Annotated in this window: 2 protein-coding genes; both read right to left on the bottom strand. The window is 50.2% G+C overall.

Annotation, left to right across the window (positions count from 1 at the left end; genetic code table 11):
* Nucleotides 1-77: 77 nt before the first annotated feature.
* Entirely contained in the window at nt 78-1,211 is a 1,134-nt protein-coding gene (locus ACOCD2_RS16730) for a reverse transcriptase family protein (protein WP_293647654.1), read from the bottom strand.
* A gap of 212 nt (nt 1,212-1,423) precedes the next feature.
* Nucleotides 1,424-2,479 (bottom strand): phosphoribosyltransferase-like protein (locus tag ACOCD2_RS16725; RefSeq protein ID WP_419625803.1); only part of this gene is annotated, 1,056 nt, incomplete at its 5' end.

Below are 2,479 nucleotides of genomic sequence, written 5' to 3'. Positions count from 1 at the left end.
TGGCTGGATACGGATGCTTCATTCATTTAGCAACCCCATTCGTGATATGCCACACCATTCATGATTCACAGCGCCATTCATGAGATTGGCGATGGAATCTTCTGAAATCGCCCATTGAAGTCTTCCCAGCGCCCAACATCGACATCTTTGGTGTACGCGATCAAACCAGAGATGTGATTGTAGAATCCATATGCGGAATCGAATCTCTCATGCCTAGAGACTTCAACCAATCCATACTTACTGATCGCATGCAGCAGACGGTCTATGCGCTTGGCAGTGGCTTTCGTGAGCCTCGGTCTTTCTCCATCCACCAAGAGGCCAAGAACCACTTTCCTCGACCCAGGCCCAGAAACCCTGAACTTCGACTTGTTCTCGACGAATCCGCATTCCACGACCAATCCGACGATCTCCTTTCTGATCCGGGAAATAGACTTACCTTTCGGCAATCGAGCTGCGGAGAACGTCAGATCATCTGCGTAACGGGTATAGACGAAACCGTTGCTCCGCGCATACGTAGACAATTCATCATCGAGACTTCGGGCGGCGAGATTACTCAACATAGGACTGGTCGAAGCCCCTTGCGGGAGCACGCCCCAACGTGAGACTGGATAGGGGAAATTTTCATCCGGGTCTCTATAGGATTTTGGAAATTTGCACAATTTACTCAATCTCCGGGGTAACTTCGTAGTCGTACATATCCTCGACATCTCGAATGCGAGAAGTGGCCTATACCCCAAACTCTTGAAGATCTCGAACACCTCCACCTCGGTCACGTGATGAAAGAAATCCTTGAGATCGAAATGCAACAACCATTTGGCATCACAGTGCCGCTGTGCACATTCCCGTATCCCTCCGCCAGGATAGAATGCAAAGGCGGCAGGATGAGGAGATATCCTCTGCAATATCTCACTGTTCAGGAATTCCTGAACGATCGATAGTGTCCCACATGGAGCATGGAGAAATCGCCGTCCTCCAGACCTCTTCTTCACAGCGAACAATCTGTAGTTCTCGTCTTCTCGTCTCCTCGCCACGGTGGTGTGCAGTACCCGATAATCGGTATCGGTTATCTTCGCAAGATGTTTCAACGTAAAGACGACAGGAAGCCTTTTCTCCTGTAGAGACATTGCATAGCGCCTGATATCCTGCGCGGCCTCTTCCCCTAGTGGTGCGCAGGCTTCTTGATATAGGTGGTGTGCCGACCAGGATTCCATCCACTACTCCTTCAGGCCCGAAGGACCATCAGTGCCGAGGTGCTTCCGAGACACCGATGGCTGTTCGGCCTCGGCACTGAAGGGCAGAGCCTTAACGTCGGTTTCTTCCAGAGAGGCCTGTCCGACCTCCCCACCCACCGATGAATCATCGGCGGGATCTGTCGAGAAGCAGGTGAAAAAACCAGCATCACCCCCCTCGACGGCTGGACGGTTTACCAACCGGCACACCATGAACTTGGAAAATACAATGAATAGTCATATGCTTTTTGCTTTATCTGTCGCGTATTTGCGTAGTAGGCATCCATACCCGATATAGTGATCCTACCCTTGTCAGAGATCAGACCCAGATCCACCGCCTGAGCGACAAGAGATTCGATGTAGTCCTCATCCCGTCCCATGCGCTGAGCAAGCACAGCCCAGTTCCTTACACCTTTCTTGACGTACAATAGCAGTTCTACCATAGGCTGAGACAGCTTCTCCCATGCAGACCCTCCAGCACTCCATCCTTCCTCTTCCAACAATTCAATGATCCACTCGGGTAGAGAGCGATTGGGGAACAATGCCGTCCATCTCTGGCTGCTTCGATGCAGTATTCCGGGTATATTGTTTGGTACACTATGATGAAAAACGAGATTGGCCATTATCCCACCATATCCAAGCCTAAACATTCGATCTACTTTCTTCACGGATTCGCACAAATGCAAGATGTCCTCATACCTTTTTCCCCATCGTAGCTTTAAATCTGAACCTGCATAGACTCTTTCGCTCTTGAAACCAATCTTCGTCGCCTTCGGAAATATTCTCTTTGGATGATTAGAACCTACCATAGAGCGAACGACCACCTTCTCTCCCTCTCTGGTCCTTGCATAGGATACGATTGTGAACCGTATCAGCCCATAACTCCACCAACTCAGGAGCGACTTAGATTGCATCATAGAGCGCATAAAACTCGTAACCCGATCGCCGCTGCCAATCGAATCGTCAATGAGTACGACATTTCTCACTCCTTCTTCACGCATCTGATCCAGGCCAGGGTGATCAAGGAAGCGGGATGAGTCACCTCTGACGATATTGGAAATCAAGGAATAGACCAGATCCTCACTCCCCAAGGTTTGAGGCGGCCGAAATGTAGGATTGCCACCAGCATCGAAATAAGGGACAACCTGCCCTTCCTGCGCATCCAATTTTCTGATCGCAAACAAAGCAAACGACGCATCACTCTCGATACTTCCAACCGCGAGTCGCAGCCATTCCGAGTACTCGTCCCT

Origin of the sequence: Thiolapillus sp. (assembly GCF_048562965.1) — a bacterium.
GTDB classification, from domain to species: domain Bacteria; phylum Pseudomonadota; class Gammaproteobacteria; order Chromatiales; family Chromatiaceae; genus Thiolapillus; species Thiolapillus brandeum_A.
Note: the sequence above shows the minus strand (reverse complement) of the source record. Positions and strands in the feature narration are given on the sequence as shown.

Coding starts and splice junctions, on each gene's coding strand:
- ACOCD2_RS16730 (WP_293647654.1), bottom strand. CDS start 1,211: ATGGAATCCTGGTCGGCACACCACCTATATCAAGAAGCCTGCGCACCA.